General features: G+C 67.5%; 25 protein-coding genes and 2 pseudogenes. 8 read left to right on the top strand and 19 right to left on the bottom strand.

The window, feature by feature from the left end; translation table 11 throughout:
* Positions 1-40: 40 nt before the first annotated feature.
* Complete coding sequence (locus BBJ41_RS40875; protein WP_156814970.1) at positions 41-214, bottom strand: hypothetical protein; 174 nt, start codon at positions 212-214, stop codon at positions 41-43.
* A complete protein-coding gene (locus BBJ41_RS34695; RefSeq protein ID WP_069750842.1) occupies positions 214-993 on the bottom strand; it encodes a hypothetical protein in 780 nt (259 codons plus the stop codon). The genes BBJ41_RS40875 and BBJ41_RS34695 overlap by 1 nt, the downstream gene beginning before the upstream one ends.
* A gap of 615 nt (positions 994-1608) precedes the next feature.
* Here BBJ41_RS34695 and BBJ41_RS34690 point away from each other — a divergent pair.
* The gene (locus BBJ41_RS34690) at positions 1609-1809 is read left to right on the top strand and encodes a hypothetical protein (RefSeq protein WP_069750841.1); all 201 of its coding nucleotides are present in this window, start codon (positions 1609-1611) and stop codon (positions 1807-1809) included.
* A 13-nt stretch (positions 1810-1822) separates the two neighbouring features.
* Entirely contained in the window at positions 1823-2809 is a 987-nt protein-coding gene (locus BBJ41_RS34685; protein ID WP_069750840.1) for a helix-turn-helix domain-containing protein, read from the top strand.
* Here the strand turns inward: BBJ41_RS34685 and BBJ41_RS34680 are convergent.
* From BBJ41_RS34680 to BBJ41_RS34640, 9 genes and pseudogenes are all read right to left on the bottom strand, one after another.
* The gene (locus BBJ41_RS34680) at positions 2803-3243 is read right to left on the bottom strand and encodes a c-type cytochrome (RefSeq protein ID WP_236872204.1); all 441 of its coding nucleotides are present in this window, start codon (positions 3241-3243) and stop codon (positions 2803-2805) included. The genes BBJ41_RS34685 and BBJ41_RS34680 overlap by 7 nt on opposite strands.
* A gap of 41 nt (positions 3244-3284) precedes the next feature.
* Positions 3285-3764: a c-type cytochrome gene (locus BBJ41_RS34675; protein WP_069750838.1), complete on the bottom strand. Its 480-nt coding sequence runs from the start codon at positions 3762-3764 to the stop codon at positions 3285-3287.
* Entirely contained in the window at positions 3761-4294 is a 534-nt protein-coding gene (locus BBJ41_RS34670) for a methylamine dehydrogenase light chain (protein ID WP_069751453.1), read from the bottom strand. Before BBJ41_RS34670 ends, BBJ41_RS34675 begins: the two co-directional genes overlap by 4 nt.
* A 48-nt stretch (positions 4295-4342) precedes the next feature.
* Positions 4343-4949 (bottom strand): annotated as a pseudogene (gene mauD / locus BBJ41_RS34665) (methylamine dehydrogenase accessory protein MauD).
* 14 nt (positions 4950-4963) lie between these two features.
* Positions 4964-5512, bottom strand: coding sequence for a MauE/DoxX family redox-associated membrane protein (locus BBJ41_RS34660; protein ID WP_069750837.1), 549 nt, complete (start codon positions 5510-5512; stop codon positions 4964-4966).
* A 29-nt stretch (positions 5513-5541) separates the two neighbouring features.
* Positions 5542-6693 carry an amine dehydrogenase large subunit gene (locus BBJ41_RS34655; protein ID WP_069750836.1) on the bottom strand — a complete coding sequence of 384 codons (1152 nt, stop codon included), beginning with the start codon at positions 6691-6693 and terminating at the stop codon, positions 5542-5544.
* A 139-nt stretch (positions 6694-6832) separates the two neighbouring features.
* Positions 6833-8473, bottom strand: a complete 1641-nt coding sequence (locus BBJ41_RS34650; protein WP_069750835.1) for an AMP-binding protein — start codon at positions 8471-8473, stop codon at positions 6833-6835.
* Between the two features lie 63 nt (positions 8474-8536).
* Complete coding sequence (locus BBJ41_RS34645; RefSeq protein ID WP_069750834.1) at positions 8537-9133, bottom strand: 2-hydroxychromene-2-carboxylate isomerase; 597 nt, start codon at positions 9131-9133, stop codon at positions 8537-8539.
* Between the two features lie 37 nt (positions 9134-9170).
* Positions 9171-9913, bottom strand: a pseudogene (locus BBJ41_RS34640) (SDR family oxidoreductase).
* Positions 9914-10117: 204 nt separating this feature from the next.
* Here BBJ41_RS34640 and BBJ41_RS34635 point away from each other — a divergent pair.
* Together BBJ41_RS34635 and BBJ41_RS34630 are read left to right on the top strand one after the other, a co-directional pair.
* Positions 10118-10687 carry a TetR/AcrR family transcriptional regulator gene (locus tag BBJ41_RS34635; protein ID WP_069750833.1) on the top strand — a complete coding sequence of 190 codons (570 nt, stop codon included), beginning with the start codon at positions 10118-10120 and terminating at the stop codon, positions 10685-10687.
* 7 nt (positions 10688-10694) lie between these two features.
* A complete protein-coding gene (locus BBJ41_RS34630; protein WP_069750832.1) occupies positions 10695-11114 on the top strand; it encodes a hypothetical protein in 420 nt (139 codons plus the stop codon).
* 121 nt (positions 11115-11235) lie between these two features.
* On the opposite strand, the gene BBJ41_RS34625 is transcribed toward BBJ41_RS34630, so the two are convergent.
* The 6 genes from BBJ41_RS34625 to BBJ41_RS34605 form a co-directional block, all read right to left on the bottom strand.
* Positions 11236-12438, bottom strand: coding sequence for a multidrug effflux MFS transporter (locus BBJ41_RS34625; protein WP_083282106.1), 1203 nt, complete (start codon positions 12436-12438; stop codon positions 11236-11238).
* A 140-nt stretch (positions 12439-12578) separates the two neighbouring features.
* The gene (locus BBJ41_RS42160; protein WP_083282105.1) at positions 12579-12836 is read right to left on the bottom strand and encodes a YjhX family toxin; all 258 of its coding nucleotides are present in this window, start codon (positions 12834-12836) and stop codon (positions 12579-12581) included.
* A gap of 385 nt (positions 12837-13221) precedes the next feature.
* A complete protein-coding gene (locus tag BBJ41_RS34620; RefSeq protein WP_069750831.1) occupies positions 13222-13764 on the bottom strand; it encodes a hypothetical protein in 543 nt (180 codons plus the stop codon).
* A gap of 295 nt (positions 13765-14059) precedes the next feature.
* Positions 14060-14428, bottom strand: a complete 369-nt coding sequence (locus tag BBJ41_RS34615; protein WP_069750830.1) for a hypothetical protein — start codon at positions 14426-14428, stop codon at positions 14060-14062.
* 79 nt (positions 14429-14507) lie between these two features.
* Positions 14508-16496: a gamma-glutamyltransferase family protein gene (locus tag BBJ41_RS34610; protein ID WP_069750829.1), complete on the bottom strand. Its 1989-nt coding sequence runs from the start codon at positions 16494-16496 to the stop codon at positions 14508-14510.
* A gap of 224 nt (positions 16497-16720) precedes the next feature.
* Positions 16721-17677 (bottom strand): LysR family transcriptional regulator, encoded by a 957-nt coding sequence (locus BBJ41_RS34605; RefSeq protein ID WP_069750828.1) that lies wholly within the window; start codon positions 17675-17677, stop codon positions 16721-16723.
* Between the two features lie 102 nt (positions 17678-17779).
* On the opposite strand from BBJ41_RS34605, the gene BBJ41_RS34600 reads away from it, so the two are divergent.
* The 4 genes from BBJ41_RS34600 to BBJ41_RS34585 all read left to right on the top strand — a co-directional run bounded on the left by BBJ41_RS34600 (position 17780) and on the right by BBJ41_RS34585 (position 22178).
* Complete coding sequence (locus BBJ41_RS34600; RefSeq protein WP_069750827.1) at positions 17780-18904, top strand: aryl-sulfate sulfotransferase; 1125 nt, start codon at positions 17780-17782, stop codon at positions 18902-18904.
* 58 nt (positions 18905-18962) lie between these two features.
* On the top strand, positions 18963-20324 hold the full coding sequence (locus tag BBJ41_RS34595) for a uracil-xanthine permease family protein (protein WP_069750826.1): 1362 nt from the start codon (positions 18963-18965) through the stop codon (positions 20322-20324).
* A 321-nt stretch (positions 20325-20645) separates the two neighbouring features.
* The gene (locus BBJ41_RS34590) at positions 20646-21158 is read left to right on the top strand and encodes a DUF2165 family protein (RefSeq protein ID WP_069750825.1); all 513 of its coding nucleotides are present in this window, start codon (positions 20646-20648) and stop codon (positions 21156-21158) included.
* A gap of 81 nt (positions 21159-21239) precedes the next feature.
* Positions 21240-22178: a tyrosine-type recombinase/integrase gene (locus BBJ41_RS34585; protein ID WP_069750824.1), complete on the top strand. Its 939-nt coding sequence runs from the start codon at positions 21240-21242 to the stop codon at positions 22176-22178.
* 53 nt (positions 22179-22231) lie between these two features.
* Here the strand turns inward: BBJ41_RS34585 and BBJ41_RS34580 are convergent, their stop codons facing one another.
* Together BBJ41_RS34580 and parS are read right to left on the bottom strand one after the other, a co-directional pair.
* Positions 22232-22711 carry an RES family NAD+ phosphorylase gene (locus tag BBJ41_RS34580; RefSeq protein WP_069750823.1) on the bottom strand — a complete coding sequence of 160 codons (480 nt, stop codon included), beginning with the start codon at positions 22709-22711 and terminating at the stop codon, positions 22232-22234.
* A complete protein-coding gene (gene parS / locus BBJ41_RS34575) occupies positions 22708-23163 on the bottom strand; it encodes a type II RES/Xre toxin-antitoxin system antitoxin (protein WP_031403156.1) in 456 nt (151 codons plus the stop codon). Before parS ends, BBJ41_RS34580 begins: the two co-directional genes overlap by 4 nt.
* Between the last annotated feature and the right edge of the window lie 307 nt (positions 23164-23470).

The following is a 23470-nucleotide window of genomic DNA, read 5'->3' as shown; positions in this document are numbered from 1 at the left end:
TGGTGATTGCGCTTCGCCGTCGGTTTCGAGCGAAACAGAATCAAGACCGCTTTGAACGGGTAACGAAAAACGCGGTGCGGCGCAGCTCCAGCACGTGCAGCGCGCCTTCTTCACCGGCACCGCAACCGACATCGTCGGGCTGTTCCGTATTCGCATGGATCGCGCCGTGTACGTCGTTCGTCGCGACGAACGCGGCCGATCCGCCGCGCTCCATCACTCGCCACGCGGCACGGGCGGCGGCGCAAAGCCGTTGTCGTTGCCGGGGAACGGATTCGCGTTGCGGCGCAACGCTTCCTCTTCGCTCTCCTTCTGTGCGAACAACGCGACGCCGATCACGCCGACGTTCGCGGCATCGCCGTACTTCGAATTCGCGACATAACTGTCGGGCACCGACGCGAAGCGGAACGCGGCGACTTCGTCGCGGCTCTTGCGGAAGCCCTCGATCGTCAGCGTACGGCCCGGGTACAGCACGTAACCGCCGTTCGTGTAGCTGCCCGGCCGCCCCGACAGCACGTCGAGCCCGTCGACCGTCGACACGACTTCAAACGTGCGGCGCCCCTGGTTGCGCAGCACGATCATGTAGCGCGAGCCCTCGACGCCCGCCATGTGCCAGCGGCCGTTGCTGCGTGCGAGACGCAGCGGTGCGCCTTTTTCGTCGGTAAACGACAGCGCGATGTCGCCGTTCGCGAGGGCGACGCGGGTCGGCAACCGGCGAACCTGGGAGGCGGGAGGATGCCCGGGCAACGCGTCGTTGTAGTAGACCGACGCGAGATCCGTCGGCTTCGCCGGATCCGCGCGTTCGAAGTCGACGTTGCGGGTTTCGGATCGTACCGACTCGCCCCACGCGGTGCCGAGCCCGCGGCGTTCACTGGCGTCCGGCGCCTGCGGCGCGGCGGCGGACGCGCCGGTACTGGCGGACGGCGAAGGCGGTGCGGCGCAGGCGGCCAGCCAGAGTGCGCAGGCGAGCGCGAAAAGACGGAACAGGATGGTCATGACGTGTTGCCTCGGAATGTTATCGGACCGCGCCGGGCGAGCCGGAGCGGCGTTTTTGTGTCGTCTGTCGTCACGGTGTCGATCGGACGTGCTTGCCCGCGTCGGCCGGGGCCGCCATCGCGGCGCCCGGCAACCGGGAGCCCCGCTATTTAAGCATGGCGGGCGGGCAATGGGCAGGGGGCGCACCCGCCGCTCGCCGCGGGCATTTGTCTCCCGAGGTCACGTCGTGCGGCGGATCATTCCTGCTCGGCCAATGCGATCAGAATTCATCGGTGTGCTCGACCGTACCCGGGATGCTTCAGGTGCGTAATTGACGTCAGGTATGCGATGGATACCCTATCCGGGCAGCACCGGAAACGCAGGCCGGGCAACCAGCATCAACGCAAATCACGAGCACCCCGACTTGTTCAAAGCTTCACATCCAGCACGAATGCGGCGTAGCGACCGTCAGACCACCACCACCGACAATCCTCCGGTAAAGAACGGCGAGCGCGATCCCTCTCCATCGCCGGGTCATACTTCAGTCTGATACTGGAACCGGATGCAGGTCCCCGTGCACCGTGTTCTCCGCCTGTCCCCTTCGGGACATTCAAGTTCCCCTGCTGCCGGATGACAATGTTCGCCATGTGCCGCTTCGAGCGCACCCATGACTGGAAACGCACCATGACGCGCGGCCGCTCTTGCATGCGCTGCTGCCGGAAGGACCGGACAGGCCGCCTCGACGCGTCGCTCCCCGACTTCGCAACCGACGCGCTCGCGCTGTACGCACGGGCCATCGTCGGTTCGATCCCGCGCGGCCGCGCGAGCCTGCATTGACCGGGAACGGCCGATGACTGCCACCATCGCTTCCGCCGTCGCACTGCGCAGCTGTGACGACATCGATCTGCATGCCGGCATGCTCGCGGACTGGCACCAGTCGTATCGGCAACTGTCGCGCGGCGCATTCGACGGCGCCGTCACCGCGATCGATCTCGGCGGCGTGCGCGTGTACGTCGAGCGGATGAACCGGACCGTGTTCCAGCGCGGCTTCGTGCCGGACCGGATCGCGCTCGGCATCCCGCTGCAGCTTGCGGGGCAGGCCCGCATGTGCGGGCATGTCAGCGATCTCGACGGCCTGCACGTGTTCTCGGGACGCGACGCGTTCGAACTGCTGTCGCCCGACTGCTATCTCGACTGCAACGTCGAATTCGATCCGGCCGCACTGGCCGACCCGCTCGCATCCGAGCGCTTGCGGCTGGCGGCCGGCGCGCACCTGCCTGCGCGCCCGGGCATCCTGACCGTCGACCGTGCATTGCTCGACGGTCTGCGCGCGCGGCTCGTCGCGTTGACCCGGCTGGCCTCGGCTGCACCGGAGGCGCTTGCCGACCCCGCCGTGCAGACCCATCACGCGCGCGCGATCACGTTCGACGTCGCGGCGCTGCTCGACGACGAGCTGTGCGGGCCACGGCCCGTGCGCCGGCGCGCGGCACGCGACTGGGCGCTCGTCACGGCGGCACGCGAGCTGATCGAGACGGCCAATGCGTGCCCGGCGTCGGTGTCCGAACTCGCGGCGCGGCTCGAGGTCCCGTCGCACGCGCTGTACCGCGCTTTCATCGACGTAACGGGCGCGCGGCCGGTCGACTACCTGCGTGCGATCCGGCTGAACCGGGTCAGGCAATCGTTGTACGACGCGCCGTCGGTCACGCACGCGGCGCTGCGCTGGGGTTTCGTTCATTTCGGCCGCTTCGCACAGGACTACCGCGCGATGTTCGGCGAGCCGCCGTCCCGCACGCTGCAGCGCGTGCGTCGCGACAGCGCGCACGCGGCGCCTCAGTAAGCCGGCGGCACATTGCCGCTGCCTCGCGCACGCAGCGCATCGATCAGCCAGGCGCGCCGCTTCGCGACATCCATCAGCGCGGGCCGCCGCAGCCGTGCGACTTCGTCGGCGGAGTAGGGGCGGAAGTCGCGCGGCAGCAGGTCGCGGTTGTAGCGCAGCAGCATCCAGTTCAGCACCCTGGCGAGATCCGCGTCGCTCAGCGCCGAATTCGACGCACCCGGCACCCGCACCGCGAATGCGCGGCCTTCCGGCATGCGCATGAAATAACCGAGCGAATCGCGCAGCGGAGGAATCCGGCCCGGCACGCCCGCACCTGCCGGGCCATGGCATCCCATGCAGTTCAGCACATAGCCTTGCGGGACGCGCGACGCCGTGTCCTGCTCCGGGGCGGCGCGCACCGCACCGAACGCCGCACATGCGGCAATGCAGGCCACCGCGTGCCGTCCGGCACGCCCTGCACCACGCCGCGCGACCGTCATGGTCCGAGCATCCGCAGCAACGCGGCGCGCCGCTCGCGCACCTGCGCGCCGTCGAGCGGCCGTGCGCGCTGCGCCCGTACGTCCGACGCACTGATCGGTGCAACCCGCCCCGGAGGCTTCGCCGCGAGATCGAACACGACATGGTTCAGCACGTCGGCGATCTCGGTATCGGACAGCGCCGCGAACGACGGCATCCGGAAGTTGTAGTGCTTGCCGTCGACCGTCACGTCGCCGAACATGCCGTCGAGCACGGTCTGCACAAGTTGTGCGCGGCCTTCGGCCAGCGCCGCGTAGCGCGCCGGATACGTGGTCAGCGGCGGCGCGAGCCCGTCCATGCCGCGCCCGCCTGCCTGGTGGCAGACCGCGCAGCGCGCGGCGAATACGTCCCGGCCGGCGTCGTGCGCCGCCTGCGCGGCCCCTGCGAACACGATGCAGCACGCGCCCGCCGCGATCATCCCGACGATGAACCGGATCATTTCTGTGCAACTCCGAGGATGTAGGACACCGAACAGACATAGGTCGACACCGGATTGGCCATGCACCAGTTGATGTCGTTGTCGAGCGACAGCTTGTAGAGCGGCTTCTCCCCTTCATTGCGGCTGCACAGGCAATGGCCGCAGCTCGTCGTGCCGCAGCAGTCGTTGTACGACACCATGTAGTCGCGGCCGTCGTTGGGATTGCGGCAGGTGCCGATCCACGTGATCGGCGACGGCGTGCTGCCGGGCGGACAACTGCTCGACGAGCCGCCGCAGCAGCTGCACAGCCAGCCGTCGATCGCGCAATGCTTCCAGTAGTCGCAGTGCTTCGGATCGTTGACCGACGCGGGCACGCCGTGCGGCGCGGACGCCGCCCGCGCCTGCGCACGGGCGGAACGGTCGTACGGCAGCAGCGGAAAAAGCGCCGCGCCGGCCGCAAACCGGCCGAGACGCGCGAGCATTCCGCGCCGCGAGCTGCGCCGTGCGACGCTGCGCACGGAACGTTCACACACTGCATCCAGCCATTTCATCGCCATTCCTCGTGCAAGAGATCAATGGATACACATCGCCGTGCGTCGTTACGCGGCCTCTGCCGCACCGCGCTTGCCGGCCGCGTAGGCCTGGATCGACGCGACGCCGGCCTCGCGCGCCTCGAACAGGCTTTCGACGTGCTCGCGCGTATTGACGAGCCCCTTCGCGCGGACCACCCCGTGTTCGTCAAGCAGCACCGCGTACGGCAGCTTGCCGATCTGGTACGTGCGCCCCAGTTCCTGCGACAGCACGTATGCCGTGTCGGCGCCCATCGCGCGCGACCGCGTTGCGGTGAAACGCCGCGTGCTCGCGCACGTCCCCGTCGCTCGCGAGCACGACCCGGTACGCGCGCGGCTCGTTCGCGACGACCGACGGCAGCAGCGGCAGCAACGTCTTGCAGATCGGGCAGGTCGGCGACACGAAGAACAGCAACGTGCCGACCCCGGCGCGATCGATGCCGCCGATCCGCACGGCCCGCTGCGCGAGATCGAACAGCTCGAACACAGGCGCGACGCTGCCGACCGCGGGACCGGCGTCGATCACGAGCGCGCCGACCGGTTTCAGCCGCTCGGACAGCACGCCGACCTGGCGCGCCAGCGCAAAACCCACCAGCATCAGCGCGACGATCGCGACCCACGCCAGCAGGTTCGACATCCACAATGCATCGATCACGGCTTCACCCTCCCTCTGTCGAGGTCGGCCGCCTGCGCGAACAGGAAGTCGACCGTATGAACGAGCGCCAGCACGAACAGCGTCGCGAACGCCACCGTCGCATAGTCGGTGGCGAGCAGCGTGCGTTCGCCCGGCGCGAACAGGACCGGTAGCGGAATCAGGCCGATCGCCGCCGCACGGGCGACATGCCGGTAGCCGATGCCCGTCGCGTCGTCGTTAGCCGCACCGGCGAAACCGCCGCAGCCGCAGGCGATCGCGTCGTTGCCGCGGCGCAGGTTGACGATCAGCGCCACCACGAACAACACGAGCAACCCTTCCAGCCCCAGCGCGGCCGCGACGCGCGTCGGCCCGTACAGCAGGCCGATCACGCCGGCCGTCTCGGCCAGCGGCACGAGCGGCGCGGCGCGAGCCGGCAACAGCCCGTACGCGGCGAAAGCCGTTTCGAACGCAGGCAGCCTGCGCCATTTGCGCCACGCCGCGATACCGAACACCGCCGCGCTCGCCGCCAGGCCGGCGGCATGTATCACCGGATCGATCGACCCCATTGCTTGCTCCCCCAACGGCGTTCCCAGGCTCAGAATGCGACGAGCTGATCCACGCTCTCTCCGATCTGCTTTTCGTCGACGAGCAGCTTGCCGCTCGCGCCATCGAATACGCTCAGGTCCGCGCCGCCCGTGCCGTAGACGACGGGCCGGTCGTCCTGCGATACCTCGAGCGACGTGACGGGCGCGACCTGCCGCTCGGCGAGATTCCAGCGGGCAAGGCGGGTGTGATGCGCGAGGTCGTACACCCAGATTTCGGTGCCGGGGTCCTTGTGCGAACCGTCGACGCCCCGATGCATCGCGACGTAGAGCCGCCCGGTGCGCGTGTTGACCGCGAACGGCTGGTTGCCGCCCGGCCGCCAGCCGGCCGCACGCTCCCGCTCGTCCACGAGGCTCCACGGCGTGCCGAAACGCCCGGCGCCATGCGAGAAATCGGCTTCGCGCAGCCAGCCGTGATGCGACAGGAACAGGTAGCGCTCGCCGATGCGGCGCGCGTTCACGTAGAAGGGATCGCGATCGACGTCGATGAACGGGTCGCTCTGGCGACGCGCGGTTTCGCGGCCGTCGTCGCCGATCGTCACGGTCAGCGCACGACCGCTCTCGCACAGCGCCGTGACGCGGCGAACGCCTGACGGATAGGCCAGCACGCAACCGGCCGTGTCGATTTCGGAGGCCACCCGGCGGTGCGCGAGATCGACGACGGTGATCGACATCGCGGGCGTCACGTTCGACACGAACGCGAAGCGTCCGTCGCCGCTGACGGTCGTGTCGTAGCTCGCCGTGACGACCTGCATGTGTTTCGGCGGCAGCACGACCTCGCCCGCTTTCTCGAAGGTGCGGTTGTCGTTGATCTCGAGGACGTCGGTTCGCACACCACGCGTGCCGCGCGACATGTAGCTCGTCGCGATGTAGTGCTCCCGGCGGTCGGGCGCCGCCGCGAAGCCGGGCCACGCGCCGGCGCCGAGCTGCGCGACGATGCGCCGGCGATCGGCGTCGTAGACGATCAGCTTCGCGTCGACCATGTGGCTGTTGGCGGCATCGATCAGGTAGACCCAGTGAGGGCCCGGCTGCGGTACCGGCTCGACGCTCAGCGTCTCCGTACGCAGCGGCGGCGCCGCGCCGGCCGTGGTCAGCGCGGCGAGCATGATCATCAGCGCGACACCGTGCATGCATCGTGTAACCATTCCCGTCTCCCGTGACGAAGAGGCGCGCCGGTAGCGGCGCGCGGCATGCACGGAGATTAGGGAGGATGGGCGGCGGCGACTATCCGATTTCAGACACGACGTGTAACAGCGGGCGACGAGGCGGCTGAAACGCCTGCGCTCACGTTCGCAGCGCCCGGCGCAGCACCTTGCCGACCGACGACTTCGGCAGCGCATCGACGAATTCGAACTGCCGCGGCACCTTGTACGCCGTCAGGCGTTCCCGGGAAAACTGCTGAAGCGCGTCGGCGGTCAGCGTGCGGTCGCGCGCAACCACGAACACCCTGAGCGCCTCGCCGGTCCGGTCGTCGGGCACCCCGATGCAGGCGCATTCGAGCACGCCCGGATGCGCGCCCACCACGGCTTCGATTTCGTTCGGATAAACGTTGAAGCCCGATACCAGCACGACGTCCTTCTTTCGATCGACGATCCTGACGAACCCGTCCGGATCGATCGTGCCGATATCGCCGGTCAGCAGAAATCCGTCCGCGGTGAACGCGTCGCGCGTCTCGTCCGGCCGGTTCCAGTAGCGCGTCATGACCTGCGGCCCCTTGACCGCGATTTCGCCCGACGTGCCCGGCGGCACGTCATCGCCCGCGCCGTCCAGCAGCCTGAGGTCGGTCGAGGGCAGCGGCAGGCCGACGCTGCCGGCAGGCCCCGCCGCATCGAGCGGCATCATGCACACGGCGGGCGACGCTTCGGTCAGGCCATATGCGCTCAGCAGGCGACAGCCCGTCAGCGCGTGCCAGCGCTTCGCGACGTCGGGTTCGACCTGCGCGCCCGCGCCGTAGGTGTGGCGAAGGTAGCCGGGATTCAGGTTCCGGAACGGCTCGTATTCGAGCAATGCGTTGAACAACGTATTCACGCCGACGAAAAAGGACACACGGTGCTCCCGCAGTTCGTCGACGAAATGCCCGAGATTCCGGGGATTCGGAATCAGCACGTTCTTGCACCCGATCGCGACCGGGAAGAAGCAGCCGATCGACAACCCGATGACGTGATAGATCGGCAGTATCGTCGCCAGACATTCATCGCCGCGCGCAAATCCGGCCGCGAACCAGTCGCGGATCATCAGCAGGTTCGCCGTCAGGTTGCGATGCGTGAGGACAGCCGCCTTCTGCCTGCCGGTCGTACCGCCGGTATATTGCAGGAACGCCGCCATGTCGGGCGTGACGCACGGCGCAGGACACGGGCGTTCGCGTCCCGCCGCAAGCGCCTCGACGAAACGGCGCCCGGCTGGCGGCGCCGCCGTTGCGGACGCCGGTACGTCACCACCCGCGGCCAGCACCTGGAACGCAGGCATCTCGTCCGCTTCCGCCACGACGATGCCGATCCGCATGCCATCGACCGCGTCCCGCACCGCATCGAGCGAACTTCCGCACGTGACCAGCACGCGCGCCCCGCTATCCTGCAGGTGAAACCGCACTTCGCGTGCGGTGTAGTTCGGGTTGAGATTGACCAGCGTCAGGCCGGCCCGCAACGCACCGAACACCACGACCGGATAGTGGAGAAGATTCGGCAGCATGATGGCGACACGATCCCCGCTGTCCAATCCTTCGACGCCCCGCAGATAACCGGCAAAGGCGCGACTCAACGCATCCAGCCCCCGGTAGCCGAGCGACGACCCCGCGCAGGCGAACGCCACCTGGTCGGGCCGCTCGGCCAGCGCCTGCTCGAGAAACCCGACGATCGACGAGCGTCCCGCCAGGTCGACCTCGAAAGGCACGCCCTCCTGATACCGCGCCTGCCAAATCCGTTCCATTTATCCGCCTCCTGAAACTGCCGTGCCCGACGACACCGGATGCCGAATCGCGATCGGCCTGCGTCATTCGCGCTGCAATGCATCCCTGACGAAATCGAGGCGATCCTGACCGAAGAACATCTCGTCGCCGACGAACATCGTCGGCGCCCCGAAGATTCCCCGAGCAACCGCCGCGTCCGTGTCGGCCTTGAGCTGGTCCTTGACCGACGGGTCCTGCACGATGGTCAGGATCAGTTGCGGATCGATCTCGCCGTGTGCGAGCACGCCCGCCAGCGTCCCGGGATCGCCGAGATCGCGGGGCGTTTCCCACATCGCCCTGAAGATCACCGAGACATAACGCTCGAACAGTGCGGCATCCCGCATCTGCGTGCCGGTCGCGCCCCTCATCAGCGCGAGCGTGTTGATCGGGAAATGCGGGTTGTGCTGGTAGCGGACGCCATAACGCTGCGCGAAGCGCGCGAGATCGCGCCGCATCCATGCGGCTTTCGCCGGGATCGCCGCCGGCGACGCGTTCTGGGTCGCCTTGTGCACGGCGCCGAGCAACATCGGCTTGAACGCCAGCAAGGCGCCGTACTCGGCGGCGATCGCCGGCAACTGGGTCCATGCTAGATACGAGGCAGGGCTGCCGAAATCGAAGTAGAAGTCGATGCGTTTTGACATGGGCGGTTCCTTGGTCAGCGAAGATCAGCGACGTGTTTCACCAGGTTTCGCGCCAGGGCCGAAGGTCGAGTTCGTGCGTCCACGCATCGCGCGGCTGCGCATGCAGGTGCCAGTAGTTGTCGGCGATATGCTCCGGATTCAGGATGCCGTCCTCGCTTTTCAGCGCGTACCGCTCCGGGAAATTCTCCCGGATGAAATCCGTATCGATCGCCCCGTCGACGATCACATGCGCGACGTGGACGTTCTTCGGCCCCAGCTCGCGCGCCATGCTCTGGGCCAGTGCGCGCAGCGCATGCTTGGCCCCCGCAAACGCCGCGAAATTGGCCGATCCGCGCAGCGACGCGGTCGCCCCCGTGAAGATGATCGTGCCGCGCCCGCGGGCGACCATGCGCCTGGCCACTTCCCGCCCGTACAGGAATCCGCCGAGGCAGGCCATCTCCCAGATCTTGAAGTACTTGCGGGCCGTCTCGTCGAGAATGCTGCACGGCACGTTCGCGCCGATATTGAACACCATCGCCTCGATCGGACCGACCTCCCGTTCGATGCGCGACACGACCTCCATCACGTCCTCCTCCTTGCGCGCGTCGGACCCGAACCCCACCGCCGCGCCCCCTCCGCCTCGATCTGCCGGACCAACGGCTCGAGCTTCTCGGCATGGCGACGCACCACGCAAGCCACCATGCCTTCACGCGCAAACCGCCGGGCAATCGCACCGCCGGTCGCATCGCCCGCACCGATCACCAATGCCGCGGGCCGGTTATTCGACGTTTCGCCTGCCATCCTCATCTCCTTTGATTAACGATCGTTTACTTATAGGACGGCAGCGTGACCATGCCTAGTCAGCGCTTTCCCTAATATTGCGCCGGCGTGACGACACGAACACCGGACGCCCGTGTTAACGCGATCTTGAGCGATGGGTAAACGACAGTTATGCTATGGAGCCAGTATCTGTCGGCCCGGCCCCGACTCGAGCGGAACTCCACCATGCGCTACTCCAGCACCCACAAGGCAGAGACTCGCCAGAAGCTCATCGCCAGCAGCCGCGCCATCGCGAAACGCGGCGGCTTCGCGACGACGGGCATCGACGAACTGATGGCGTCGATCGGGCTTACCGGCGGCGCCTTTTACAATCACTTTCCGTCGAAGCAGGCGCTCTTCCAGGCTCTGGTTGACGAGGAAGTCGAGAAGAGCTCGGAGATGCTCGCCGGAGACGACACCTCCCCCGACGATCACGTCGCGAAGTGTCTGCGCAACTATCTGAGCTCGTTTCATGCGCTGCACCCCGAGGAAGGTTGCGTCCTTCCGACGCTCGGGCCGGAAATTTCGCGCGCTTCGCCTGAAGTGCGCGCGTCGGTCGAGCAGGCGGTCAAACAGATCCAGAAAAGCTGGAGCAGCCGCACGGGCGATTCCGATGCGGCGTGGGCACTCATGGCGCAGTGCATCGGCGCGCTGGTGCTCGCCCGCACGGTCGAGACGGAACGCACGCGCAAGGAAATCCTCGCCGCCAGCCGCCGCTTCCTGGCCAAGGCACTCGCGATGGATTCCCTGCGCTGACGACGCCATGCTCCGTCTCGCGGCGCCACATGGCCAGCGCGCGCGGCGCGCGTATCTCACGCCCTTTCTGTCCATGCTCGCGCTGCTGGGCGTCGCCGGCTGCGCCGGCGCGGCCCCTCTGCACCCCGCCTACGCGAGATCGCAGGTCGAGCCCGTCACGGTCAGCAGGGTCGCCGACGATGCGATCGCCATCCGTTACCGGGTGCCGCCCGAAAGCCTGCAGTACTCGCCCGGTGTCGATTACGAAAAGGACGGCGACCGGCTGCGGATCTTCATCGTGCGTTGCAGGATCGGCAACGCCTGCGAGCCAATGGCGAAGTCCACCGTTCCGCTCGATCAACGATGGAGCGCCGAAGTACGCATTCCGTACCACCTCGAACAGGTCCGCCTGATCAGCGTCGGCGAGGATACGTCGATCTACCCCTGATGCACGAGCCGCGCGCGGCGGCCGGCGCCTCGACGACGCGCATCCCGCATGGTTTCGGCAGGCACCTCCCCTCCGGCGGCGTGCGTTTGAAAACAACGATGTGGGCGGCCCCGTCGCACGATCAGATCGCGCGAACGCTCGCTGCCGATCGGCCGCCCAGCGTCACCCACGACAACCCGACGGCAATCAACCCGCAAGCCGTCATGCCGGCGACCATCGGCAACGGACCGTCACTCGCGAACCCGCTCATCACGGCCGTTGCGACCGCGCCGGTCAGAATCTGCACCGTTCCCAGCAGCGCGGAAGCCGTTCCCGCAATGTGGCCGTGCCGCTCCAGCGAAAGCACGCCGGTCGTGGGGATCACGATGCCCATGAACGCACTCGCGAGAAAGTAAAGGGCGATCAATACCCACAACCGGTCGCCGATCGCAACGTAGTACGCCAGCAGGATCAGCAGGACGGCGCCGCACGCGTATGCACCGGCCTTGATCACCCGCTCGATGCCGAAGCGTTCGCACAATGCGCCGTTGAATTGCGCGGCGATGAAGAACGAAGCGGCGTTGATCCCGAACGCCATGCCGTAGTGCGCCGGCGACAAACCATAGTGGTTGATCAGCACGAACGGCGAGTTGGCGAGGAAGATGAAGAAGATCGCAAACGCGCAACTGCCGATGAGCACCAGCCCCAGGTAGCGGCCGTCGCGCAGCAGCAGCGCGTACGCACGCAAGGTCGCGCCGAAACCGCCGCCGATGCGGGCATCGCGTGTGCGCGATTCGTCGAGCATCGTCGCGGCCAACACCAGTCCGGCCAGCGCCGCGAACGTCACGGCCCAGAAAACGCCGCGCCAGCTCGTATGGGCGATGACGACGCTGCCGACCAGCGGCGCGAGGATCGGCGAGATGCCGAGCACCAGCATCAGCAGCGACATCAGCCGCGTGGCGTCGTTGCCGGTATGCAGGTCGCGCACCACGGCGCGCGGAATCACCATGCCCGCGGCCGCACCGAGACCCTGCACGAAGCGAAGCGCGACAAGCGCGTCGATGCTCGTGGCCAGTGCGCAGCCGATGCTCGCGACGACGAACAACGCGAGGCCGAAATAAAGCGGCGGCTTGCGACCCACGACGTCCGATACCGGGCCATAGACGAGCTGGCCGACGCCCAGCGACACGAAGAAGGCCGTCAAGCTCAACTGGGTGGTGCTCATGTCGGCGCCCAGGCTCCGGCTGATCACCGGCAGCGCCGGCAGGTACATGTCGACGGCGAACGGCCCGATCGCGGAGAGCAGGCCGAGTATCAAGGCGATTCTGAAGAATCGGGAATGCATGCGGTTACCTCGGTTGGGGCGCGCGAACCGTGAAGGTTCGCGACGCAAAACGTTGTTGCGGAGCTCGCCATGAGCCTGCCGGACGTCATCACGAGCCGGCATGCGCCGCCGGCCGGCGCGATCGACGGCCGGCCGATGCGTCAGCGGTTGTCCAGCTGCGGGCGGACGGCACGCAATCCGGCCGAATTGATCCGATACGGTTGACCGTCCCTGGATCCGATCAAACGCTTGGTCTTCAGTCTGGTGAAAACGGACAACGTGCAGTCGGAAAGAACGTACCCGTCACGGGTAAAGCACTGGACGGACGTAACGTGGCCAGCCGCGTCGCGCGTATGCACGATGCAACCGCCTTTGGCGAGGACGTGGAGAGTCCGTTGCTCGGGCCGAGAGATGTTCATGTTGGAAATTCGAACGCAGTAATCTGAATGTGCACGACCAGCGGGCATCGAATGGATGCTCGCCAGGCTTTTTTGCCCATCGATAACCGAAACCCCTTGCTTGCGCAGGGTCTGGGTTATCGGATTACCGCAATCTCCAACATATGAGCCTTCTTCAACGTGGAAAAATGACGCCCACGGAACGTGGGCGCGGTGATTCTACGCAGACGGCAGTGAGATCGTCAAGCGCATACAGGCAGTTCGACGTGATCCGGACTGGACGCGCGGACCGTGCGAAGTCCTGAAGAAATGTCGCGATAGCGCGAAGGAGGATGACGCGCCGTGCGCCATGAAAAAAGCCCGGCCCGCATCGAAGCGGGCCGGGCCTTGACGGGATGCGTGTCGCTTACAGCGCGCCGCCTTGCGCCGATGCCGAGCCCTTGACGCCGACCGACGCGCCGCCCTGCACCGAATTCGTCGCGCCTTCGAGCGCTTCGCCGGCTTTCGCCTTCGCACCGCCCGCGACGTCGCCTGCCGTCGACACCGCGCCTTGCGCGTGGCTCTTCGCCGAGCCGGCGACGTGCTTCACGTGCGACTTCGTCGTGTGCGCGGCCGATGCCGCGGCATCCTTCGCCGTGCCCGCCGCCGAACCCACCGCGTGCGTCGCGCCGCCCACCGCATTGCCGGCTGCCGAGCCGACGCCGCCCACCGTCTTGCCGACGCCATTCAGCGCGCCGCCAACGGCGTTACCCGCGCCCGAACCCGAGCCTGCGGCGTTCGCGCCGGCGCCCGCCTGCACGCCCACGCCGCCGCCGAGCAGCGGCGTCTGAACCTGTGCGCCGACGCCAGCCGTACCTGCTGCGCCCGTCTGGGCCGTCTGTGCGAAAGCAGCCGAAGTTGCCACGGCCGTCAGTGCGGCGCCCAGCAGGATCGTACGAATCTTGTTCATGGTCATTCTCCCCAAAGACGTTGTTGCTGCGGGCCGCCTTCGTGCGGCTTGTCGCATGCCTTGCCGCGACGTGCGGCAGGTGGAGCTAATGTAGCGGCGCCGGCGCGCAAAACGCTTGATTTGCGGGGACTGTTACTTCCGTTGCAAATGCTGACGATTGACTCACACAGTTTGACAATCGGGGGGTTGCGGCGAAACGCGTCGGGTACTTGCAGGCGGGCGGGCGCGAGCCCGATGGCGGTCGCGGTGTGGACTCCCGATCGCCCTGCATCGGGAATCCACGCCGGCAAAACGGCTAGCAGGGAAACCGGCCGTCTTTATAAGCATCCCAAAGGATGCGTTCCGGCCAGCCGTCGACGCAGCCCGACAACCGGCTCCTCGCAATCAGTTCGATATCGTCGGACACGCATGCGGCCACCCCGGCGTTGCCCGATGCGACGAAGGCGAGCTTGAACGCCTTTTCGCGCAACGCATCCACCGCCGGCGTATCGATCGCAGCACCCGGATCGCCGTCGGTGGCGTCGAATGCGGCCATCCACTGCGCATCGAACGGCCCGGCATCGCGACGGTCCAGCGCGCTGTCGCAATCGACATCGCCGAGGAAATCGAAAAAACCCGGCGCCGACAGGACCGTGTCCATTTCAAGCAGATGCGCATGCGCCATTGCCGCCCCTTCAGGAAACACGGCCCCGGCCGCCTGTTGGCAGCAACAGGCAGATCGGGGCCGCGTGCGTTCCGCGCGATTACGGCCGGAACGTATCGCCCAGCACGACGCCTTCACGGCGCGGATCGGTACCGCCCTGCAACGCAGGCGACTGGCCGACCGTCACGCGCATCACGGTGTTGACGCCGCTCGCCTGCGCGGACGTCGACACCTTGTGCCCGAGCGCGAGCAGCCCCGTGATCAGCGGATCGTTCGCGCCGTTGTTCGCCGCGTTGACGTTCGGATGCTCGCCGCCGATCGTGGTCGTCGGGCTGTTGCTTGCGCCGAAGTCGACGAGCCCGGCGGACTGCTGCGCATCGAGCCCCCAGTCGAGCGCACCGACGAGCGTCTTGACCACGTATTGCGGAATCGTGCCGCCGCCCGGCGAACCGGTCGCCATCACGAAATCGCCGCGCGAACCGTCGGCCGCCTGCCCGAACACGATCGTCGGCGCCATCGAGCTGCGCGGCCGCTTGCCCGGTTGCAGGCGGTTGGCCACCGGATTGCCCGCGCTGTCGACCGGGTTGGCCGAGAAATCGGTCAGCTGGTTGTTCAGCAGGAAGCCGTTGGTCATGTGGAACGAGCCCATGCTCGATTCGACCGTCGTCGTCGCGCTCAGCACGTTGCCGTCGCCGTCGACGATCGTGAACTGGTTCGTGCCGTGCTCGATCAGCGTCGTGTCGACGCCGAGCGGCACCGCACCGAGATTGCCGGGCTGCGCGGTGCCCATGCTCTTGCTCGTGTCGATCAGCGCCGCGCGCGATTTCAGGTACGGCTTGTTCAGCAGCGTGTCCCACGTGCCGCCCGGCAGCGGCACGAAGTCCGTATCGGCCACGTACTTGTCGCGGTCGGCATACGCGAGCCGTTCGGCCTCGGTGACGAGGTGCACGCCCGCGACGGTCGGCTTGCCGCCTTCGAGGTCGATCGCCGTCGGCTTCAGCGACTTCAGGTCGAAGTTCTCGAGAATGCCGAGCGCCGATGCGACCGCGATGCCGCCCGACGACGGCGGCGGCATCCCGCATACCCAGTAGCTGCGATAAGTCGTGCACACGGGTGTGCGGCGCTTCGCCTGATACGCGGCCAGATCCGCGACCGTCGTCTTGCCCGGCGTGAGCGTCGAGCCGTCCGCGCCCTGCGTCGTCGCGATCTTCGCGACGATGTCCTGCGCGATCTGCCCCGTGTACAGCGCATTCGCGCCCGACTGCGCCATCAGCGTCAGCGTGTGTGCGTAGGCGGGGTTCTTCAGCACGGTGCCGAGCGTCTTCGGCGAACCGTCGGCGTTCAGGAAATATGCGGCAGCCTCGGCGTCGCGCTTCAGGTTCGGCGCGTTCGACGCGATCGCGTCGGCGAGCCGGCCGCCGATCGGGAAACCGTTGGTCGCGAGCGTGATCGCATCACCGAACAGGCTCTGCCACGGCAACCGGCCGTGATCCTGCTGCAGCGCCTCGATGAGCCGCGGCACGCCGATCGTGCCGATCGAGCGGCCGCTCGCACGCGCGTTCGGCAGCGGGGCCGACTGATTGGTCTGGTCGTCGATGTAGCGCAGGTAGTTCTCGGTCGCGGCGGCCGGCGCGGTTTCCCGGCCGTCGTACGCCTGCAGCGTCTTGCCGCGCGCATCGTAGTAGAGCAGCACGCCGCCGGACCCGAGGCCCGTCGCCTCGGGCACCGTCAGCCCGAGCACGGCCTGCACGGCGACCGCCGCGTCGGCGGCCGTGCCGCCTTTCTTCAGCACCGCGCAGCCGGCCGCGCTCGCGTAGGCGTTCGACGTGGCCACCAGGTACGTTTTCGCATAGACGGGTTTCATCCCGGTGCGATAGCCCGACGACGCTTCCGGCAGCGACGGGTCGCCCGGCTGGTTCGAGCCCACCACGACGGTCGAGCCGCTGTTGTCGATCGCGAGACAGCTCGTGTCGGCCGTGGGTGTCGTCGTGGAGCCTGTATCGGTATCGATGTCGTTGCCGCCGCAGGCCGTCATCATGGCGGCCGCGAGCAACGCGGATGCATACGGGAGAATCGCCGGTTTGTTCATTGTGTCGATGTTCTTGTCGGTCGTTGCGATGGGTGTCACGCTGCCTGCAACCCCCTCGGTACGCAGGCAACGCGTTCGATAGTCCCATGAACAAATTTTTTTCCGCAATAAGGAAATAAGGCGATGCGGCCGGCCGTCGTGTGTGCACCGCCACCCGATCCGCATGCGGATTCGCGTGTTGCAGTGCATCGCAACGCGCTCGCGCGGACGGTGTCGCGACGTCGTTAACGTGCCGCCCGGCGACGCTTGGCCGTCGCGCGCCCGTCGCGGGCGAAACCGCGCTCCATCGCGTCGATCGCCTCGGCAAAGAACTCGAGAAACATCGTCATCGCGACGGTCGCGCTCATGTCCGCCCGCTGGTAGATGCAGCTGAACGAGCGGGCGCCCGGATCGGCGAGCGGCGTCCACGCGAGCCGGCCGGCGGCGACGTCGTCCGCGACGTTCTCCGCGATCAGGAAGCCGACGCCCGCCCCTTCGGCCGCGAGGCGCCGCACCATCGGCACCGACCCGGTCTCGACGAACGGCCGCACGTTGCGCGGCTGCCGCGCATCGATCTGGTCGAACATCGCGCGCAACTCCGTGTCGGGCGTCATCAGGATCAACGGATGCGCGAAGCAGTCGCGCAGCCGCACCTTGCCGCCGGACGACACCAGCGGATGGCCGGGCGCCGTGACGACGCCGAGCGGCTGGGCGAACGCGCGCACCTCGACGACGCCCGACGCCGTACGACGGCGCAGCGCATAGCCGATGTCGGCCTCGCCGGTCTCGACCCAGCGCACGATATTCTCGCCGTTGCCTGAGCGCACGCTGTACGTGACGCCCGGATAGCGCTGCAGCGCGGCAAGGATCGCGTCGGGCACGAGCTTTTCCGCCGTCGATGCGGGCACCGCCAGGTTCACGTGCCCGCGCCGCAGCGCGCGCAAATCCTCGACCTGTGTCAGCGCATTGTCGAAATCACGCTGGCCGCGCCGCACGGCCGCGATGACGATTTCGCCGGCGAGCGTCAGCTGCATGCCGCGCGGCAGCCGGTCGAACAGCGGCACGCCGACCTGCTCCTCGAGATTGCGGATTTGCTGGTGCACCGCCGCGGCGGTCAGGTGCAGCGCTTCCGCCGCCTTGCGGATCGAGCCGCGTCTCGCGACTTCGTCGAAACAGCGGAATGTCTGCGATATCGAACGCATGAAGGTACCGTTAGTTTTTTCCGAACAGGCCGTCAAGAATAATCCAGTTTTATTGACCGGCCGGATCGTCTAGATTCCGCTGCATCCTCGTGTTTGATTCGAATGGAGACTGCAGTGACGACCGTCGACCAGATCACCCAGCGCCGCCGTGGCGTCGGCCTCATCGCCCACGATCCCGCGTTGTCCGCGGGCGGCTATACGCTCATCGCGCCGCAAACGGCCAACGGCAACGTCTATCTCGTCGGCATCGACGGCGAAGTCGCCCATCAATGGAAAATGCCCGTGCGCCCCGGCCGCCATGCCGTGATCCTCGCGAACGGCAACCTCGGCTACAACGGCAATCATCCGCAGTCCGAATCGCGCTATGCGCCATGGTCGATGTGGCATGGCGGCGACTTCTACGAAGTCACGCCGCAAGGCGAAACCGTGTGGCGCTACGAAGATCCCGCGCATCACCACGACGCGCAGTGGCTGCCCAACGGCAACCTGCTCTACGCCGCGTGCGAGCCGGTCGATGCCGCGTTCGCGCGGCGCGTGCCGGGCGGCACGCCGCACGGCGACGACGAAGTGATGGTCACCGACGTGATCCGCGAAGTGAACCGGGCCGGCCAGATCGTGTGGGAATGGCATGCGCGCGAACATCTGCGGCCGGAGGATTTCCCGATCGCGGCCGGCTTTGGCCGCTATCACTGGCCGCTCGTCAACGGTCTCGCGGTCGATGCGAATGGCCGCGTGCTGATGAGCCTGCGCACGACGTCGGGCATCATCGGCGTGAACCGCGAAACCGGCCGCGTCGACCTGCACATCGGGCCCGACGTCGTGTCGCACCAGCATGCGCCGGTGCCGCTCGCGAACGGCAACATCCTCGCGTTCGACAACGGCAATTTCCGCCACGGCGCGCACGTGGTGTTCTCGCGCGTCGTGGAGATCGACCCGGCGACGCGGCGCGTCGTGTGGTCGTATGCGGACGACGTCGTGAACCTGTTCTACACGCCGTTCATGGGCAACGCGCAGCGCTTGCCGAACGGCAACACGCACGTCACGGAATCGTCGACGGGCCGGCTGTTCGAAGTGACCCCCGCCGGCGAAGTCGTCTGGGAATACGTGATCCCGTGGTTCGCCGAATACCCCGACGAAGCCGCGCGCAAGACCGGCCCCGGCCAGTTGAACAGCGTGTTCCAGACGTTCCGCTACAGCGCCGCGCAACTGCCCTGGCTGCGGACCTGACGCTCCGCTCACCGCCCGTTTCTGGCCATCGTCGCCGTTCGCCTCCGAGGGGCCTGCCGTGTCGCACGAACCGATCTCACCGCCCGTCGATGCACGGCTGCCCGCGTGGCAGCTTGCGTTATTCGGGCTGCAGCACGTGCTGTCGATGGCTGCGTCCCCGATCACGGCCGTATTCCTGATCGCGAAAGTCCTCGCGCTTCCGGCCGACCTGACGGTCCAGCTGATCGGTGCGACGTTCTTCGCCTGCGGCATCGGCACGCTGCTGCAATCGCTCGGCGCCGGCCCGATCGGCGCGCGCATGCCATTCGTGATGGTGCCCGGCGGCGCACCGACGATGCTGTTCGCGGGTATCGCCGCGCAATCGGGCCTGCCCACCGCCGCCGGCGCGGCGCTGCTCGCCAGCGCGTTCTACTGGGTGCTGCTGCCCGTCTTCACGCGCTGCCTGCGGCTCTTTCCTCGCGTCGTCGTCGGCGCGATGCTGTTGCTCGTGTCGGTCAACCTGATCCGGATCTATGCGACGATCGTGGTCGGCCAGCCCGGTTCGGCCGACTTCGCGCAGCCGCGGGCGCTCGGCCTCGCGCTCGCGACGATCGTGTGCACCGTCGCCATCGCGGGCGCGTTCCGCGGCACGCTCGGGCGCCTCGCGGTGCTGATCGGGCTGATGGCCGGCGCCACGCTCGGCTGGGCGCTCGACGCGATGCCGGCGCTCACCGACGTGTGGCGCGGCCCGCTGTTCACCCATCCCGTGTGGCTGCCGTTCGGGATGCCGCGCTTCGACGTGCTCGCCGCGCTGCCGCTGCTGATCTTCAGTGCGATCTCGATGGCCGAGGCTACCGCGCAGACGGTTGCCGTCGGCGAAACCTGCGGCAAGGCGATCTCGCTGCAGCGCGACGTGCCGAAGACGATACGCGGCGATGCGCTGGCGTCGCTGGTCGGCGCGCTGTTCGGCACGCCGCTGATCGTGACCAGCGCCGAGAACATCGGCGTCGTGCAGACGACCGGCGTGCGCTCGCGCTACGTGACCGCCGCCGCCGGCGCGATCCTGATCGTCATCGCGCTGTTCGCGCCGCTCGCACGGCTCGCGTATGCGATTCCGGCCGCCGTGGTCGGCGGTACCGCGCTGGTCGTGTTCGCGATGATCGGCGTGATGGGCATCCGGTTGCTCGCGAGCGTCGACCTGCACGCGCGCGCCAACCAGTACACGCTCGCGGCCGCGCTCGTCGTCGGACTCGCGCCGATCCTGGTGCCGAACCTGTATCGTCATTTCAGTGCGCCCGTGCAGATCGTGCTCGGCAACGGGATGGCGGCCGGCACGCTCGCGGCCATTGCGACGCAACTGATGTTCGCCGCGCTCGCGCGGCCGGGCAGGCAGGCACGTGCGGGAGCACCGGCGGCGACGGCGCCTTCGCGCGACGCTTGATGGCCGCCGTACGCGCCGCACGCACGCGGCATTGCAGCGTGCCGACCAGCCTTCGGCACACGCGCAGCCCTGCTTGACGACACCAGCAGTTCGACCGACAATCGGCGCTCCCTCCTGGCGCGGGCACTCGATCCAGCCGGCGCGTGCGTCTCCTCGACGCCGCACCGGCTTCAGGTTTTCCAGTCCCGATCTCCGCGCCGCCGTGCACACGCACGCAAACCCGCCGGCCCCGCCGGAAACGCTTACGCAGGTATCGCCCCGAACGCCGGCTCATTGCCGTGCGCTCGCGCTTTCGTTTGCCCGTTCATTTCGGAGTCCATTATGATCGTCCGTCTGTCCAAGGCGGCCATGGTACTGGCCATGGCTTTCTTCGCATCGCTCGTCGCGTTTGGCAACATCACCGACTACGCGACGAATTTCGCATTCGTGCACCACGTGTTCCTGATGGACACGACCTTTCCCGGCAACGGAATCATGTATCGCGCAATCGACGCAACATGGTTCCATCACGCCGGCTATGTCGCCATCATCTCGATGGAAACGCTGACGGCCGTGCTGTGCTGGCTCGGCGGCGTGCGTCTGCTGCGTGCGCGGCGCGCCGGCGATGCGGCGTTCCGCGCGGCCAAGTCCTGCGCAATCGCCGGCCTGACGCTCGGCTTCCTCACGTGGCAGGTCGGCTTCATGTCGGTCGGCGGCGAATGGTTCGGAATGTGGATGTCGAAGCAATGGAACGGCGTGCCGGACGCGTTCCGTTTCTTCATCACGCTGCTGCTCGTGCTCGTCTACGTGACGATGCACAACGACGGCATCGACGAGACACGCGCCGCGCACTGACGCGCCGGTCGCATCGTGCCGACGGGCCGGCTGGACATCCGGACGATTGCCGGCGCCATCATGTCCGGCTATAAATCGTGCATGGATACGAATCGCTGGATTCACGACCCCGTCGGCGCGTTCCGCGCGTGGCAGGAAACCGCCGCGACCGGCGCCGGCAAGCAGCCGTTCGCGCCGCGCTCGGTGGTGCAGCACGTCGCGATGTTCGAACGGTTCCTGCGGCACCTGAGCGCGCACCGTGCATCGCTGGCCACGTTCGGGCCCGACCACGTCGCGGCCTTCCTGGCCGACCTCGATCGCACATGCGAGCCCGGTACATCGACGCGCATGCGCTACGCGAAGCTGATCGACCGGTTGTGCCGGCATCTGGTCGACACCGGCGTGCGAACGATCCATCCGGCCAGCCGGACGACGCAGCATCTCGCGTGGCCGGACAGCGAGCCCGAACCGGGCTACCTGCCGCCCGACGCCGACGCGGCGCTGCAACGCCATGTGCAGCCGCGGCCGGACGATACGCCGGCCGCATGCCGGAATCGCGCGATCGTCGCACTGCTGCTCGCGAGCGGCATCACGTCGGCCGAAATTCGCGCGACGACGCGCGACGCGCCCGATCTCGATGCACAACCGCCGTCGCTGTCCGTGCCGCGCGATCGCGCGCGGCCGGCGCGCCGGATCGAGCTCGCCGGGTTCGCACTGGCGCCGCTTGCCGCGTGGCGCACACGCCCGGCAAACGAGCCGGCCTCCGCCCTGCTGTTTCCCGCGCCGCGCGGCGGCGGCGCGATGAACGACATGTTTCTGCTGCTCGTGGTGCGCGACGCGCTGGCCGCGATCGGCTTCCACGCGGCGGACATGAGCCCGCGCGTGCTGCGCAACACGTATGCGCGCCGCCAGTTGCTCGCCGGTCATGCGCACGCCGATGTCAGTGCGATGCTCGGTCTCGTCAGCTCGCGAACGGTCACGCGCATCCGGCAAACGCTGCCGCCGGACGCGGCCGCGGATCGCGCCGCGCACGAGCGCTGATCCGCCGCACGAACACGACGACGCCCGGCCCGCGCCCGGTCCGTTCCTGTTCCCTATTCGCCCGGCTTCGACTCGATCAGCCGCAGAATCCGGCTGTCGTACGGCGACTGCATGACTTCCGCGATGCGAACCGCGGACGCAGCCGGATGCAGCGGATTCAGCAGGAAGTTGTGCGCGTGCGGCACGACGACGCTCGGCACGCGCAGCAGCGCGCTTGGCTGCGTGTGCAGCCACTCGGTGCCGGCGCTGCGGGTCCAGTCGACGTTCGTGCGCCAGTCATCGGGCGCGTCGCCTTCCGCGATTTCGGCGACGTCCACCGACTCGGCCACCTCGATACGAAGCAACTGGTATCCACTCGGCAATTGCGCGACGGTGGTGATTTCGAAATGAACGAGCGTCTCGAGCAACGCGAGCGCCGGATGCTCGGCGAGATACACGACGGGCTGCCCGGCAAAATGCCAGCGGCCGCCCGCGCGCAACCCGCCGATGCCTTTCAGGTCCGCGTAATTGCTGATCCGCCACAGCGTCGTCAAGCGAAGTACCCTTCGTCGATCTGCGTGAGGACCTCTTCGACGAGCCGCGCGCCGTGCTCGGTGCTCGCCATGTCGAGCGACGTGCGGCCGCCGAAGCGCTGGAGCCCGTTGCGCAGCCACGCCATCGCCTTGTCCTGGTCGCCGAACGTGGCCGTCGCCTGCGCGACGATGCGCGCGAGGCGGATCGCCTTGTCGGATTCCTCCGGCGACAGCCGCTCGTGCGCCTGGCGACGATGGCTCAGCGTGCGGCGCGGAATGATGAAGGCCAGCTCGTCCGATTTCAGCCCGCGCTCCGACAGCCGGTCGATCACCGACACGTCGACGCGTGCGCTCGCCAGCTCGGCAAGATCGGCCCCCGATCGGACGCGGATCGCCAGCAGCTGCTCGAGAATCGTGAATTCGGCCTGACGCGGATGCGCGACGCCCGAAGGATGAAAAGCAATGGTGCTCATGACCTCTCTCCGGCAATTTGCCCAATCATTATAGGCGTTTTGCCGAAAACCTGTGGATCGCGGGGTTCGGGTGTTCCCGCCCGGCTTGAAGGCCGGAGGTAGTGGGCGTGCGCGAATCGAAGATTCGCCTCGCAGGGGTGAGGCAGAAATTCAGTATATAAAGTCATCCGCTGTGTCTTGCAGTTGTCACGTAACAACCTTTTAACGACAAAGCGCCGGAGCAAGCCCGTCGTTCGCGCACCGGCCCCACGTCACGCGACTGCACGCCAAAACGCCAAGGCCCGCAACCGTGCCTGCCACGATCAAA

Source organism: Burkholderia stabilis (genome assembly GCF_001742165.1).
GTDB classification, from domain to species: Bacteria; Pseudomonadota; Gammaproteobacteria; order Burkholderiales; family Burkholderiaceae; genus Burkholderia; species Burkholderia stabilis.
Note: the sequence above shows the minus strand (reverse complement) of the source record. Positions and strands in the feature narration are given on the sequence as shown.